Consider the following 14,268-nt stretch of genomic DNA (forward strand, 5'->3'; position numbering starts at 1 on the left):
GTGAACCGCGACAATGTGCTGCGCATCGGCGTCCTGATCTGGCTGACCGCGGTATGGGTGGCACTCTGGGGCCAGGTCAGCGTCGCCAATGTGCTGGCGGGCGCCGGGGTCGGCGTGGTCATCATGGTGACCCTTCCGCTGCCCTGGATCCCGGTGCGCGGGCGATTGCGACTGCTACCGCTGGCGAAACTGGCCGCGGTCAGCGTGTACTACGGGCTCGAGTCCAGTTTCCAGCTGGCCTGGTTCGCCCTGCGCCCCGCGCCGCCGCCGGTCTCCGGCGTGCTCAAGGTCGGGTTCGCGTTCCGGTCGGATCTGGTCATGGTGCTGTGCACCAACTTGATCAATCTGATCCCGGGCACCATGGTGCTGGAGATCGATCGTGAACACTGTGCGGCCTACGTGCACGTTATCGATGTGAGCAGCGCGGAGGCGGTGGCGAAGTTCTATCACACCATCCGAGTGCTGGAGCGGTTGTTGATCGATGGCCTGGAACGTCGTGCCATCCCGCTCCCGCCGCCGACCGGTCAGGAGGTGACCACATGATCGTCGTGGCCGTGGTGGCCGCGGTCCTGCTGAGTACGGCCGCGTTGATCACCGCTTACCGCATACTCGCCGGCCCCGACACCCTCGACCGGGTGGTCGGTATCGACTCGATCATCGCGATGGCGATCTGCGGCCTCGCGGTGTGGGCGGCCTACAGTCGCGACACCAGCGTGGTGCCCGCCATCGTCGCGCTGTCGCTGGTCGGTTTCCTCGGTTCGGCCGCCGTCACCCGCTTCCGGGTCCGGGACGACCGATGAACACCGTATTCGACTGGATCTCCGGCATCCTGATCATTTTCGGCGCGGTACTGGCGCTGACCGCGGCTATCGGCATCGTCCGGTTCCCGGACACCCTGCTCCGTATGCACTCCGCGACCAAGCCGCAGGTCATCGGCCTTCTTTCGGTGCTGACAGGCACCTGTATCCGGGTCTACGACGACCCCAATGTGTGGATGCTGGTGCTCGTCGGCCTGTTCACGTTGCTCACCGCACCGGTGATCGCCCACCTGATCGGCCGCACCGCCTACCGGGAGCAGCTGCACCGCAAGGATCTGCTGGTGGTCAACGAACTCGAGGACGAACTGGATCGGCGGCAGCCGTGAACCCGTCGGCCGCCACCGCCGCCGTATCGAATGCCGCCGTATCGAGTGGGTCGGCCGTGGCGACCACCGCGTCCGCGGCGCGATCCGGCAGTGTCGCGACCTCGGCCGGGACCGGCCGCTCGCCGCGGCGGCGCCGGGCGAACCACGTGGCGTGGAAACCCGCCGCCATCGCCGCGAGCAGCGCCGAGACGATCGAACCCGCGACCACCGGATAGTCGGCCATATGCACCGCCAGATACCGGTAACCGACGAGCAGCGTGACCAGTATCACCGCCCCACCGGCCACCAGCCGGATCCGGAACCGGCCCCAGCCGCGTTCGGGTTCCCGCAGCGCCGATTCCACGGTCAGGCACAGCACCGCCCCGGCGACCAGGTCCACGCCGTAGTGGTAGCCGAAACCGAGGGTCGCGGCCAGCGTGCACAGCAGCCAGAACATTCCGCCCCAGCGCAACCAGGTCGGCGCGAGCGAACCGTCGGGGTTGCGGCGGGTGTGCAGGAAGAGCGCCAGCGCCCACGCGGTGTGCATCGAGGGCATGCAGTTGCGCGGGGAGAACGAGTCGAAGGCCATCGCCTCCGGGGCGCGGTCGAGCGGCGGCAGCACCTCGGGCCAGAAATTTCCGAGCTGGAAGCCGTTCCCGTCGACCCCGTAGGCGAACATCGGTCCGACCACCGGGAACAGTATGTATACCAGCGGTCCGACCAGGCCCAGCACCAGGAACGTCCGCACCAGATAGTGATTCGGCCACCGGCCGCCCGCCGCCACCGACCGCAACTGCCAGACCGCCACCACGATGGCCGCCGCCGGCAGTTCGATGTACACCCAGTGCAGTACCGCGTCGGGTATCGGCCCCAGGGTTTCCAGTACGCGGCCCATCACCCACGCCGGATCGCCGAGCGCGTGATCGGCCAGCATCACGTACTGGTCCAGTACCTGTGGCCGCAGGTCCACGGTGATGTGCAGCCAGACGTCACCGACCTTGGTCGCGAGGATCAGCAGCGCGCCCAGCGCGGCGGCGTGCAGCGCGTTGCGCCGTTCGACACCCGTCCAGCGCAACCAGGCCACCAGGGCCAACGCGGTGAGCACGAGCACCGGACCGTTGCCCACGGTGAACGATTCCCCCAGCAGCAGCCGCACCCCCGCGTACGCGAGATCGATCACCACGGCCGCCCCCACGGCGATCCACCGGCGCCGGACCGGGATACCGACCAGCGCGAGAACCAGGCCCGCCCAGGGCACGGTCATGGATTTGGGGGTACCGATATAGTCGCGGGCCAGGCTCGTCAGCGGCCCTTCGAAATCCCGCCACATCGCCACGCCCTGCAACACCAGCAGCAGTACCGGCACCGCGGCGACGGCGGCGACCCGAACCCCCCGGCGCGGCACAGCACTGTGCGCCGCTGCTCCAGCTCCCATATTCGGGTTTTCGACTAGCACCCGACCATCGTAAACGGCACGTGAACGGCAGGTCACCGGGCTGCTGAACAGCAGCGTACCGACCCGGGTCAGCTATCGAGTTCGCGGACCAGCGCGTCCACCACCGCGACCAGATCACCCTGCGCGGCCGCCGCGACCTGCCGCTGCCGCTGATAGTTGGCTCCGCGCCGCGGAATATCGGCCACCGCGGCAAGTTCGGCCACGCAATCCAGGCGCCGCGCGGTCGGCTCCAGCCGGTTCAGCAGATCGTCGAGATCCTCGGTGACCAGACGTTCACGGTTGTCGTCGCCCACGATCACGATGGCGTCCAATCCGTAACGCGCGGCCCGCCATTTGTTCTCCTGCACATGCCAGGGCGGCAGGGTGGGCAGCGACTCACCGCGTTCCACCCGCTCGTCCAGATGCACGATCAGGCAATGGATGAACGCCGCGAGGGCGGCCAGTTCCGCCCGGTTGGAGATACCGTCGCAGATCCGTACCTCGATGGTCCCCCATTTCGGGGCGGGCCGGATATCCCAGTGCATACCGCCGAGCTGTTCGAACACACCGGTTTTCATCTGGTCGTGCACATAGCGTTCGAACTCGCCCCAGTTCTCGAACTGGAACGGCAGTCCCGCCGTGGGCAACTGCTGGAACATCAAGGCGCGATTGCTCGCGTAACCGGTATCCGAGCCCGACCACATCGGCGAGGAGGCCGACAGCGCCAGCAGATGCGGATAGGACAGCAGCAGGGAGTTGAGAATGGGAAAAACCTTGTCCCGGTGCGACACCCCGACGTGCACGTGCACCCCCCAGATCAGCATCTGCCGACCCCACCACTGCGTGCGTTCGATCAGTTCGTCGTAGTGCTCGGACCGGGTGAGCTGCTGGGTGGACCACTGCGCGAACGGATGCGTCCCCGCACAGAACAGATCCACGCCGAGTTCGTCGGCGGCCCGGCGCACCGTATCCATGGTGCCGGACAGATCCGCCACAGCGGCACCGACGGTGTCGTGCACCCCGGTGACCAGTTCCACGGTGTTGCGGAGTAGCTCCTTGGTCACCTGCGGGGTGCCGTCGTGCGCCCGCAGCTCACCCACCGCGTCGAAAACCGCTGCCGCCGTATTGGACAGATCGCGGCTCGTCTTGTCGACGAGCGCGATCTCCCATTCGATCCCCACGGTCGGCCGAGGCGAACCGCGGAACGGCACCGGCTCGATCCGCGCCCCACCCATATCGGCCCCTCCGTCTTGCGTCTAACCGATGACGCCGCAGGCGACCCGGCCGCCCGCGTCACCGGTGCTCATCGTCTGCTGGTCCGGGCCGGTGCCGCCCTCGCGGCTGTAACGGTCCGGGATATTGGCGAAGTTGTCCGAAGCGGCGTGCACGATGATCGCCTTGCCCCGGATATCGCTCAAGGTGACGGTATCGGTGGTGGTCACCAGGTAGCCGTGGCCGTCCTTACGGACCTGCAGCGAGGTCAGGTCACCGCTGGCAGGGTGCCCGGTGGCACCGCCGACCTGCAGATGCCCGCCCGCGGACAGGAAGTCACCGGGCGCACCACCGGCGGGCGGGGCCGAATTCGCCTCGCATTTGCCGTCCTGGTGGATGTGCAGGCCATGGAAACCGGGGGTCAAACCGGTCGTGTCGACGGTGATCCGCAGATGGTTGCCCTCATCGGCGATATTCGCCGTCCCGACCTTCGCGCCGCTCGGCGACTTCAGTTCGACCTCGGTACCCGAGCCGGCCGGGGTCTCCTGCTCTTCCTCTTGCTCACCGTGCTCGCCCGCACCGGCCGGGGCCGGGGACGAGGTCCACACCGGCGGAGTCGTCCCCGGCACGTCACTGGATTCCTGACTGTTGGTGCAGGCAACGAGGCCGAAAGCCGCGACAGCCAGCACCGGGGTCACGCTCCGCCAGGACCGGCGACGAGAAGTGGACTGTGCCATCAGGGAACTCCTTTACGAGTACCGAGTTTAAGGGTAGAGCGTTTCGACAACGATCTTTCGACGCCCAAGATGATGCCACGCCGCCCCGGCCCGGCCCGGACGCCCCCGACCCCCGGAGACGCGTGTCACCGCCCGGTCACCACCACGACGACTCCCGAACCGTCGCCCAGACCCGGGATCATCGGCGCGGTCGTGGCGCCGATATCCGCGGCGACCGCGGCGGCGGTGGCCTCGTCGGCCGGCGCCGGACCGTAATACACGGTGGTGTTCTCGAGCGTGGTGGCCGCGTAGTTGCCGGTGGAGGTATTGGTCCAGCCACGCGCCGTGAGCTCGTTCGCGGTCGTGGATGCCAGACCCGCGACCATGCTGTTGTTGAGCACCCGGACCGGGGCCGATCGATCGACCCCGCCGGCCGCCGCCGTGGTGCTCGGCGCGGCGGCGGTGGTGGTACCGGATTCGACGGCCGCGGTGGTGGGCGCGGCCGCGATGGTAGTGGTGGTGCCGGCGCGCGGCGCGGCCAGCGCGGTCGTCGACGAGGCCGCCGAGCTCTCGGCGTTGTCCGGACTCTCCGAGTCCGCACTCGACAGCGACATCGCGCCCAGACCGGCGAAAACGATCGACAGGGCGATCAGAACCATTGCCGTCGCACGCAGCGGCGGTCCACCGGAGCCAGGGTTCGAATTGCTCACCCGCCCGAGCCTAGCGGTTGCTGTGTTCATTTGCCCCGCCTCCGGCGGGGCGGGTCGGGGCCCTGTAACCCCGATTCTTCCCTCCTCCGCTCAGTCGCTGCGCTCCATCGCTCCGTCAGTCCAGAATCGGGGGCGGGCCCCGACCACTGAGGTAGACCATCCGGAATAGACAGAAGGTGCACGCTGGCGTGCGCCTCGCCCGGCCCGGGAAGGCTCACATCACTGTCAGTGCTCAATGGTTACCGGTCTCTGGACTGCCGACTGCACGCGCTCGGTCGCTCGAGAAACCGGCTCGGGACCCGACCACGGATGGTCGGCCGTCCAGGGGACCGAACGAGGCGTACGGCAGCGATCCGGCTCCGCCGCGCCGAACGGCGGGCGTCCGGCTTCAGACCTGGAAGCCGAGCTTTCGCGCCGCCCGGGACTTCTGCCGGCTGGCACGTAGCCTGCGCAGGCGCTTCACCAGCATCGGGTCGGCGGCCAAGGCTTCGGGCCGGTCGATGAGGGTGTTGAGCACCTGGTAGTAACGGGTCGGCGACAGCGCGAACAGTTCGCGGATCGCCTCTTCCTTGGCGCCCGCGTACTTCCACCACTGTCGCTCGAAGGCCAGGATCTCGTGTTCGCGGCGACTCAGGCCGCTCTCGGGATCTCGAGCCCCTTCGGGATTCGTATTCGCTGTGTTGGCCGGAGGACCGCCCTGGATTGCGGAAAGATCCCGCGCTGCTGCGCCGTCCATCTTGCTCCTCGCCGAGTTACCACCGGACGTGATCGCCGTATCAGAGCACGATCAGGTCACCGTGTTACTGCCTTGCGATATTCAACCACGCCGCCCGGACGCGCGCTGGCGTCGACGTCCGGCGTGTCCGGTACGGTGGTACCACATATTCTGTGAGAACCCGTTCCACCTGCCCGGATCGGTAACGGCGGCCACGCAGAGCAGGCCCTTTTTCACCGACCGCGGCGGCCCCCAATAAGCTCATGTCATGTCAATCCTGCCCATCGTGATCGTCGGCGATCCCGTGCTGCACGGCCCCACCGCGCCGGTGACCGAATCGCCGGCGGAACTGGCCGGGCTGATCACGGATATGTACGAGACCCTGGACGCCGCCAACGGCGTCGGCCTGGCCGCCAACCAGGTCGGAGTGTCCAAGCGCCTCTTCGTCTACGACTGCCCGGACCGGGCCGAGGACGGCACGGTGGTGCGGCGCCGGGGAGCCGTGATCAACCCCGTACTGGAGACCTCGGCGATCCCGGAGACCATGCCGGATCCCGACGACGACGAAGAAGGCTGTCTGTCGGTACCCGGCGAGCAGTTCCCCACCGGCCGGGCCGATTGGGCCAGGGTGACCGGCACCGACGAGCACGGCGAACCGGTGACCGTCGAGGGCACCGACTTCTTCGCCCGCATGTTGCAGCACGAGGTCGGCCATCTCGACGGCCACCTCTATATCGATGTCCTGGTCGGACGCCACGCGCGGGCGGCGAAGAAGGCCGTCAAACGCAACGGCTGGGGCGTCCCCGGCCGCACCTGGCTACCCGGCAGCGACCCGGACCCCTTCGGACATGACGACTGATCCGCACGACCACGACGGCGACATCCCGATCACCCAGATCCCGCTCGGCGAACGGGTCGTGGTGCGATACCGGCTTCCCGAGGGCAGCACCCCGCCGCTCACCGATGTGATCGGTGAGGTGGTGGAAACGAATCCGCTGACCGTCCTGGCCGCCGACGGGCATCCGGTGATGATCCCGGCGGCCAGCGTGGTGGCGTTGAAATCGCTGTCCCCCCGGCCGATTCGCACCTCGGAGATCCGCGCGCTGGAGACCGCGGCGGCGTTCGGCTGGCCCGGCACCGAATCCGCCTGGATCGACGGCTGGCTGCTGCGCGCCGGACACGGTTACACCCGGCGCGCCAATTCCGCGGTGCCCATCGGTGATTCGAACGGGCCGGCCCGGATCACCCCGGATACCCTGCACCGCATCGGCGCCTGGTACGCCGCGCAGGGATTGCCGCTGCAATTGGCGCTTCCGGACCGGCTGGCCACCGTGCCGCCGGGCTGGAACAGCTGGGGCGAAACCCGTGTCCTGGGCATCGACCTGGAGAACTTCGTCCTCCCGCAGGGCCCGTCCATGGTGCGTATCGCGCCCGAACCCGATATCGCGTGGCTGGAGATCCACCGCTACCGCGGCGACGAACCGAGCGGCCACTCCGCCACGGTCCCGCTGCCGGAAGTACTCTCCGCCGTGCACGACGGGCAGCTGGGTTTCGCCTCGCTGGGCCTGCCCAATCCCATCGCCATCGCCCGCGGCGCGCTCACCTCCGCCTCCGACGGCCGCCGCTGGGTCGGCCTGACCTGTGTGGCGGTGGTGGCCGCCCATCGCCGGCACGGTCTGGCCGCACTCGTCTGCGGGGAACTGCTGCGCTGGGGTCGCGATCGTGGCGCGACACACGCGTACGTCCAGGTCGAGGCCGGTAATGTGGACGCCCTGGAGCTGTTCGGCGAGCTCGGGTTCGTCGATCACCACAGCTACCGCTACGCCGTCCCCGGCAGTGCCGGGGTGGCCGGACGGTAACGCCGGTACACCCCGAACTGTGGTTCACCCGACTCGCGAAAAGGTAATTTGTTGCGCCTGGCCACCTGGAATGTCAATTCGATCCGCTCCCGGCAGGACCGGGTGCTGGCCTGGCTGGATCGCCAGGACATCGATGTGCTGGCGATCCAGGAGACCAAATGCCGGGACGACCAGTTCCCCTTCGAGCGTTTCGCCGAGGCCGGTTACGAGGTCGCGCATGTGGGGTTGAACCAGTGGAACGGGGTGGCGATCGCGTCGCGGGTCGGTCTCGACGAGGTGGAGATCGGTTTTCCGGACCAGCCGGGATTCGACCGTGACGCCGCCGATACGCTCATCCCCTCGCCGACCGTCGAGGCGCGGGCCCTGGGCGCCACCTGCGACGGAGTCCGGGTGTGGAGTCTGTACGTACCCAACGGGCGCGCGCTGACCGATCCGCACTACGAGTACAAACTGGCCTGGCTGGCCGCGCTCCGGGACAACGCCGCCCGCTGGCTGGCCGCCGACCCGCAGGCGAAGACGGCTCTGACCGGGGACTGGAATATCGCGCCCACCGACGACGATGTGTGGTCACCGGAACTGTTCGCCGGCAGAACCCATGTCTCGCAACCGGAACGGGACGCGTTCACCGCGATCACCGATACCGGTTTCACCGATGTCATGCGGCCCTTCGCGCCCGGCCCCGGCGTGTACACCTACTGGGACTACACCCAGCTGCGCTTCCCGCGTAAGGAAGGGATGCGTATCGATTTCGTGCTGGCCTCACCGGCCCTGGCCGCGACGGTGGTCGACGCCGGGGTGGACCGGGAGGAGCGCAAGGGCAAAGGCGCCAGCGACCACGCTCCGGTGATCGCCGAATTCACCCTGTGAGGCCGTTACAGCCAGTCCGCGAGCGGATCGGTGGCGAGGAAGACACCGAGCGGCTCGGGAATTTCGATATCGGTGCCGAACGGCACGGTCACCTTGGTGCTGTAGCGCCCGTCCTCGGGCTCGCTGTACACGCTCACCTCCGCGGCCCCGCGGTCGATGAGGAAGTAGAGCGGGATACCCGTGGCGGCGTACAGGAACGGCTTGTCGAGCCGATCCCGCAATTCGGTGTGCTGGGCCCGGGAACTGATCTCGATGGTCATGAACACCGGCTGCGGGTCCGACCATTCACCTTCACCGGCGAAGGCCGACGCGGGGGCGAGGATGGCGTCGGGTCGCACGCGGCTGCCGCCGGTGCGCCCGGCCCGCAGGCCGCGATCGGCGAAAAGCCACAGTTCGGACCGGCGCGGCACCAGGAACCGCGCCAGCCACTGCACGATCCGGGTGTGGTTGGTATCCGGTCGCGCCTTGGCGGCCAGCAGGCCGTTCAGATATTCGAGCCGCAGCCCTTCGGAAATCCGCTGGGCCGCCGCGTCGAGTTCCTCGAACTCGTCGACGGTCATCAGCGATCCATGCGAGAGGGTCACGGATAAACCCTATCTCTCGCAGTCCGCAACAGCCGCACCGAACACTCTGGGCTTATCCGCCCCGCTTCCGGCGGGTCGTGGTCGGGCCCGGCCGGCACGGTAGGACGCCGGGAACCGGCGGAGTTCGCCGTCCGGGACCGAGACGGTTTGCGGGCGGGTATGGTCGGCGGCGGAAAATTTCACATACCAACGGGGGCTCGCACCAGCGGGCTGAGAGGACGGCTAGCTCCACGGAGCGCTCAGGGCTGTCGACCGTATGAACCTGACCGGGTAATGCCGGCGTAGGGAGGAAATATGACGACCACACCTGTCGATTCGGTAACCACCGGTCCGATCGAGGGCAGCGTCAAGCACTATCGGGATATCGACGGTCTACGCGTTCCGGTACGCCGGATCGAGCTGACCAACGGCGACCATTTCGACGTCTACGACACGTCCGGTCCGTACACCGACGACGCCGCGACCATCGACCTGGAGGCGGGCCTGCCCGCACTCCGGAACGAGTGGGACAAACCGGATGTGCCCGGCCCGCGTACCCAGCTCGCCTGGGCCCGGGCCGGGATCGTGACCCCGGAGATGCGCTTCGTCGCCGCTCGGGAGGGCGTGCCGGCGGAGCTGGTACGTGCGGAGGTCGCCGCCGGCCGCGCGGTGATCCCGGCCAATCACCGGCATCCGGAACTGGAGCCGACCGTCATCGGCAAGAAGTTCCTGGTGAAGATCAACGCCAATATCGGCAATTCGGCCGTCTCGTCCTCGATCGCCGAGGAGGTCGAGAAGATGGTGTGGGCCACCCGCTGGGGCGCCGACACCATCATGGATCTGTCCACCGGCAAGAACATCCACGAGACGCGCGAGTGGATTCTGCGCAATTCTCCGGTCCCGGTGGGCACGGTGCCGATCTATCAGGCACTGGAGAAATGCAACGGTGACCCGACCGCGCTCACCTGGGATATCTACCGCGACACCGTGATCGAGCAGTGCGAGCAAGGCGTCGACTATATGACCGTGCACGCCGGCGTACTGCTGCGCTATGTGCCGCTGACCGCGAAACGGGTCACCGGAATCGTCTCGCGCGGCGGTTCCATCATGGCCGCGTGGTGCCTGGCCCACCATCGGGAATCGTTCCTGTACACCCATTTCGAGGAGTTGTGCGAAATCCTGGCGCGCTACGACGTCACCTTCTCGCTGGGTGACGGTCTACGGCCCGGTTCGATCGCCGACGCCAACGACGAGGCCCAGTTCGCCGAACTCCGTACGCTGGGCGAACTGACCAAGATCGCGAAATCGCACGGCGTGCAGGTGATGATCGAGGGCCCCGGGCATGTGCCCATGCACAAGATCGTGGAGAACGTGCGGCTGGAAGAAGAGCTGTGCGAAGAAGCTCCCTTCTACACCCTCGGTCCGCTGGCCACCGATATCGCGCCCGCCTACGACCACATCACCTCGGCCATCGGCGCCGCGATCATCGCGCAGGCCGGGACCGCGATGCTGTGCTACGTCACACCGAAGGAACACCTCGGCCTGCCCGACCGTGACGATGTGAAGACCGGTGTCATCACCTACAAGATCGCCGCGCACGCGGCCGATCTGGCCAAAGGCCATCCGCACGCCCAGCGCCGTGATGACGAGTTGTCCAAGGCCCGGTTCGAATTCCGCTGGCGCGACCAGTTCGCACTGTCGCTGGATCCCGATACCGCGCGCGAATACCACGACGAGACGATGCCCGCGGAACCGGCGAAGACGGCGCATTTCTGTTCGATGTGCGGTCCGAAATTCTGCTCGATGCGCATCTCCGCGGACGTCCGCGCATACGCGGAGGAGCACAATCTGACGGATGTCGATGCCATCGAGGCCGGGATGGCGGAGAAGTCGGCCGAGTTCACCGAGGCCGGTAAACGGGTGTATCTGCCACTGACCACCTGAGGGATGAGCGCCCGGCCTCGACCACGTGGGGCCGGGCGCCCGGGCATTCGGCCCCGGCTCTCGGAGAGCGCGCACCCGGCGCGACTCGAGGGCCGGCCGCTTAATGAAAACCGTTATCGTTATCTATATGACTGCGATGAGCCCCCGCCCCCTGCCCGTGACCGTCCTGTCGGGCTTCCTCGGCGCCGGCAAGACCACCCTGCTCAACCACATACTCGCCAACCGGGAGGGGCGGCGCGTCGCGGTGATCGTGAACGATATGAGTGAGGTGAACATCGACGCGGCGCTGATCGCGGGGCAGGGCCATCTCGACCGGACCGAGGAGAAGCTCGTCGAGCTCACCAACGGCTGCATCTGCTGCACCCTGCGGGAGGACCTCATCGAGGCGGTGGGCCGGCTGGCCCGGGACGGGCGCTTCGATCAACTGGTCATCGAGTCCACCGGCATCTCCGAGCCCATGCCGGTGGCGGCGACCTTCGAATGGGAATTCGAGGACGGGTTCTCCCTGGGCGAGCTGGCTCGGCTCGACACCATGGTCACCGTGGTGGACGCCTCGACCTTCCTCACCGAGGTGACCCGCGGCGAGACCCTCGCCTCCCGGAATCTGGAGGCCGGCGCCGGAGACGAGCGCGGTATCGCCGAACTCCTCGCCGATCAGGTCGAATTCGCCGACGTCCTGCTGCTCAACAAAATCGATCTGGTGAGCCCGGCGGTGGCCGGCGCGGTGGAGGCGACGCTACGCCGGATGAATCCGCGCGCCGAACTGATCCGCACCAGCAAGGGGATCGTCGAACTGGCCGAAGTACTCGACACCGGACGCTACGACCCGGCCGTCGCCGCTACTGCCGAAGGCTGGGAGGCGGAACTGGCGGGCGGGCACACTCCCGAAACCGAGGAATACGGCATCAGCAGTCTCACCTACACCGCCGACCGCCCGTTCCACCCGCAACGCCTCGCCGACGTCCTGGCCGGGCTGCGCAGGCTGTTGCGCAGCAAGGGTTTCTGCTGGATCGCCAGCCGTCCCGAGATCGCCGCGGTCTGGTCGCAGGCCGGGCCGAACCTCACTTTCGAACCCGCGGCCCGGTGGTCGGCACTGGAGATCGCGGCCGGGCAGGAGATCGTATTCATCGGAGTGACGCTGGATCGACAGAGTTTGCGCGCCGCGCTCGACGCGGCCCTGCTCACCGACACCGAATACGCCGCCGGACCGCGCGCCTGGGTGCGCTACCCGGACCCCTTCCCCGCCTGGGACACGCTGCACGAGCACAGCTGAACCGGACCGTGCGCCCGGTCTCCCCGGTCGCCATCTCCCCGGTCCCACCCCTCCAGGCCGACGCCCCGGCGGGCTCCCTGTCGCGGCGCCGGAGGCATTCCGCGCCGAGCCTGCTCCAGCGGGCGATAGCCCGGTGCTCGGCTCGGAACGGACCGCGACAACAGCGGATCCGGTACTCGCCGAGCCCGCAGACCCCACCCACTTCCGGAGCCGATCAGTGGGAGATCCCGGGAGCCCGGTGCACATAGGTACGGTCGGTGATCTGGTCGAGCAGGAACTCCGCGATATCGGCGCGGGCGATCTTCAGGCCGAGCCCGGTCTCGTCGGCACCGAAACCACGTCGGTAGGTGCCGGTGCGGGGGCCGTCGGTGAAGGCGCTGGGCCGCACGATGGTCCACTCCAGGTCGCTGGCCCGGACATAGGACTCCTGCTGCTGGTGGTCGGCGTAGGCCGGGCGCAGCAGCAGGCCGAACATGATGTACTTCCAGAGGAAATTCAGATTGGGACGGCTGTCGCCGGCACCCAGCGTGGACTGGCAGATCAGCCGTTTCACGCCGGTGCGGTTCATCGCCTCGATGACCGTACGGGTGCCCTCCGCCCGCACCACGCCCTTGCGCCCGTTGCCCAGTGCGACCAGTACGGCGTCCTGGCCCTGGACGGCGCGCTCGACCGCACCCGGATCGAGCACATCCCCCTCCACGATGTGCAGGCGTTCGTGGGTGCGGGTGATCCGGCCGGCGTCACGGGTCAGCGCGGTGACCTCGTATCCGCGCGCCAGCGCCTGCTCGACGATGTGCCGTCCGACCGTGCCGGTCGCTCCGAAAACCGCGATTCGCATGATTGCTCCTGACTCGAAACCGTTGCCTTGTGGCTGGTTCCAGTACAGCAATCCAGAACGAGACGAACCATCGCTCGAACGCTCGCCTGCATAAGCGAGCGTCTACGGCTCCGGGTGGCGGCTCAGGTGCGCAGCAACCGGGCCGTCGCCTCGTCGGCGGGATAGAAGGCTTCGATATGGAGTTCGTCGATGGTGACGTCGGTGGCCGAGAGGGCCGAGGCGGTGATGCTGAAGAAGGAGAGCTCGGCGTCGCCCACCCGCAACTGCAACGGCACCACCACATCGGTGCGGGCCCGGGCGCCGCCGTCGTGGCACGGATAGGCGGTTACCTCGTCGAGCAACGCTTTCAGCCGGCTGTCGCCGGTGGCTTCCCACCGCCCGCGCACTTGGCCGAGCAGATGGTTGCGCCACTGACCGAGGTTGCGGATCCGGGGCGCGAGACCGCCGGGGTGCAGTGAGATCCGGATGGCATTGACGGGCGGTTCCAGCAGCTCGGGGGCACAACCGTCGAGCAGCGCGTCGGTGGCGGCATTGCGGTCGACCACGTCCCAGCACCGGTCCAGCACCAGGGCCGGATGCGGAAGGTGCGCGTCGAGCAGGATCCGGAAGGCGTCCATCACCGACCGCAGTTCCGGGGCGTCCACCTCGCGCTGGCCGTAACTCGGCGCGTAACCGGCCGCGAGGAGCAGTTCGTTGCGTTCGCGCAGCGGGACGTCCAGGTGCCCGGCCAGTCGTTCGACCATCTCGCGCGTGGGCCGGGACCGGCCGGTCTCCACGAAACTGAGGTGGCGGGTGGACACCTCGGCTTCCGACGCGAGCTGCAACTGACTCAACCGGCGCCGCTCCCGCCAGGACCGCAGCAGGCCGCCGACAGAGGGTTCGGAATCCGAGATCACCACATCCGAAATCGTAGTCGCCGCAGTAACGGATCCCATTACCTCCGAGGTAATCGTCGGGGCCGCCGATCCCGGTGATGCTTATGGCACCTGGTTCACACAACCCCGGAAGGACTC

16 protein-coding genes are annotated in these 14,268 nt (G+C 67.9%); 8 read left to right on the top strand and 8 right to left on the bottom strand.

Features of this window, described 5'->3' with window-relative positions; translation table 11 throughout:
• The 3 genes from NF4_RS28020 to mnhG are packed head-to-tail and all read left to right on the top strand — an operon-like array spanning position 1 to position 1,144.
• A complete protein-coding gene (locus tag NF4_RS28020; protein WP_063130410.1) occupies positions 1-543 on the top strand; it encodes a Na+/H+ antiporter subunit E in 543 nt (180 codons plus the stop codon).
• On the top strand, positions 540-800 hold the full coding sequence (locus tag NF4_RS28025; RefSeq protein ID WP_063130388.1) for a monovalent cation/H+ antiporter complex subunit F: 261 nt from the start codon (positions 540-542) through the stop codon (positions 798-800). The genes NF4_RS28020 and NF4_RS28025 overlap by 4 nt, the downstream gene beginning before the upstream one ends.
• Positions 797-1,144, top strand: coding sequence for a monovalent cation/H(+) antiporter subunit G (gene mnhG, locus NF4_RS28030; RefSeq protein WP_063130389.1), 348 nt, complete (start codon positions 797-799; stop codon positions 1,142-1,144). Before NF4_RS28025 ends, mnhG begins: the two co-directional genes overlap by 4 nt.
• Here the strand turns inward: mnhG and NF4_RS28035 are convergent.
• From NF4_RS28035 to napA, 5 genes are all read right to left on the bottom strand, one after another.
• Entirely contained in the window at positions 1,104-2,558 is a 1,455-nt protein-coding gene (locus NF4_RS28035) for a phosphatase PAP2 family protein (protein ID WP_084533531.1), read from the bottom strand. The two genes, mnhG and NF4_RS28035, sit on opposite strands and share 41 nt — an antisense overlap.
• 89 nt (positions 2,559-2,647) lie before the next feature.
• Complete coding sequence (locus NF4_RS28040; protein WP_063130390.1) at positions 2,648-3,793, bottom strand: glutamate--cysteine ligase; 1,146 nt, start codon at positions 3,791-3,793, stop codon at positions 2,648-2,650.
• Between the two features lie 21 nt (positions 3,794-3,814).
• Positions 3,815-4,507, bottom strand: a complete 693-nt coding sequence (sodC, locus tag NF4_RS28045; protein ID WP_063130391.1) for a superoxide dismutase[Cu-Zn] — start codon at positions 4,505-4,507, stop codon at positions 3,815-3,817.
• A gap of 125 nt (positions 4,508-4,632) precedes the next feature.
• A complete protein-coding gene (locus NF4_RS28050; RefSeq protein WP_063130392.1) occupies positions 4,633-5,196 on the bottom strand; it encodes a LytR C-terminal domain-containing protein in 564 nt (187 codons plus the stop codon).
• A gap of 388 nt (positions 5,197-5,584) precedes the next feature.
• Entirely contained in the window at positions 5,585-5,932 is a 348-nt protein-coding gene (gene napA, locus NF4_RS28055) for a nucleoid-associated protein NapA (RefSeq protein ID WP_030524682.1), read from the bottom strand.
• A 247-nt stretch (positions 5,933-6,179) separates the two neighbouring features.
• Here napA and NF4_RS28060 point away from each other — a divergent pair, with 247 nt between their 5' ends.
• From NF4_RS28060 to NF4_RS28070, 3 genes are read left to right on the top strand one after another with little or no spacing between them, the layout of a single operon-like run.
• Positions 6,180-6,770, top strand: coding sequence for a peptide deformylase (locus NF4_RS28060; protein WP_063130393.1), 591 nt, complete (start codon positions 6,180-6,182; stop codon positions 6,768-6,770).
• Positions 6,760-7,770, top strand: a complete 1,011-nt coding sequence (locus NF4_RS28065; RefSeq protein WP_063130394.1) for an N-acetylglutamate synthase, CG3035 family — start codon at positions 6,760-6,762, stop codon at positions 7,768-7,770. The genes NF4_RS28060 and NF4_RS28065 overlap by 11 nt, the downstream gene beginning before the upstream one ends.
• A 51-nt stretch (positions 7,771-7,821) precedes the next feature.
• Positions 7,822-8,637: an exodeoxyribonuclease III gene (locus NF4_RS28070; protein WP_063130411.1), complete on the top strand. Its 816-nt coding sequence runs from the start codon at positions 7,822-7,824 to the stop codon at positions 8,635-8,637.
• Positions 8,638-8,642: 5 nt separating this feature from the next.
• Here NF4_RS28070 and NF4_RS28075 read toward each other — a convergent pair whose 3' ends face one another.
• Positions 8,643-9,221 (bottom strand): Uma2 family endonuclease, encoded by a 579-nt coding sequence (locus NF4_RS28075; RefSeq protein WP_232330679.1) that lies wholly within the window; start codon positions 9,219-9,221, stop codon positions 8,643-8,645.
• Between the two features lie 294 nt (positions 9,222-9,515).
• Here NF4_RS28075 and thiC point away from each other — a divergent pair, with 294 nt between their 5' ends.
• Both thiC and NF4_RS28085 read left to right on the top strand, forming a co-directional pair.
• Positions 9,516-11,144 (top strand): phosphomethylpyrimidine synthase ThiC, encoded by a 1,629-nt coding sequence (thiC, locus tag NF4_RS28080; protein WP_063130395.1) that lies wholly within the window; start codon positions 9,516-9,518, stop codon positions 11,142-11,144.
• Positions 11,145-11,271: 127 nt separating this feature from the next.
• Positions 11,272-12,417, top strand: coding sequence for a GTP-binding protein (locus NF4_RS28085; RefSeq protein WP_063130396.1), 1,146 nt, complete (start codon positions 11,272-11,274; stop codon positions 12,415-12,417).
• A 214-nt stretch (positions 12,418-12,631) separates the two neighbouring features.
• On the opposite strand, the gene NF4_RS28090 is transcribed toward NF4_RS28085, so the two are convergent.
• The gene (locus tag NF4_RS28090; RefSeq protein ID WP_063130397.1) at positions 12,632-13,255 is read right to left on the bottom strand and encodes an NAD(P)-dependent oxidoreductase; all 624 of its coding nucleotides are present in this window, start codon (positions 13,253-13,255) and stop codon (positions 12,632-12,634) included.
• A gap of 122 nt (positions 13,256-13,377) precedes the next feature.
• Positions 13,378-14,151: a helix-turn-helix domain-containing protein gene (locus NF4_RS28095; RefSeq protein ID WP_439956776.1), complete on the bottom strand. Its 774-nt coding sequence runs from the start codon at positions 14,149-14,151 to the stop codon at positions 13,378-13,380.
• Positions 14,152-14,268: the final 117 nt, after the last annotated feature.

Origin of the sequence: Nocardia fusca NBRC 14340 (assembly GCF_001618425.1) — a bacterium.
GTDB classification, from domain to species: domain Bacteria; phylum Actinomycetota; class Actinomycetes; order Mycobacteriales; family Mycobacteriaceae; genus Nocardia; species Nocardia fusca.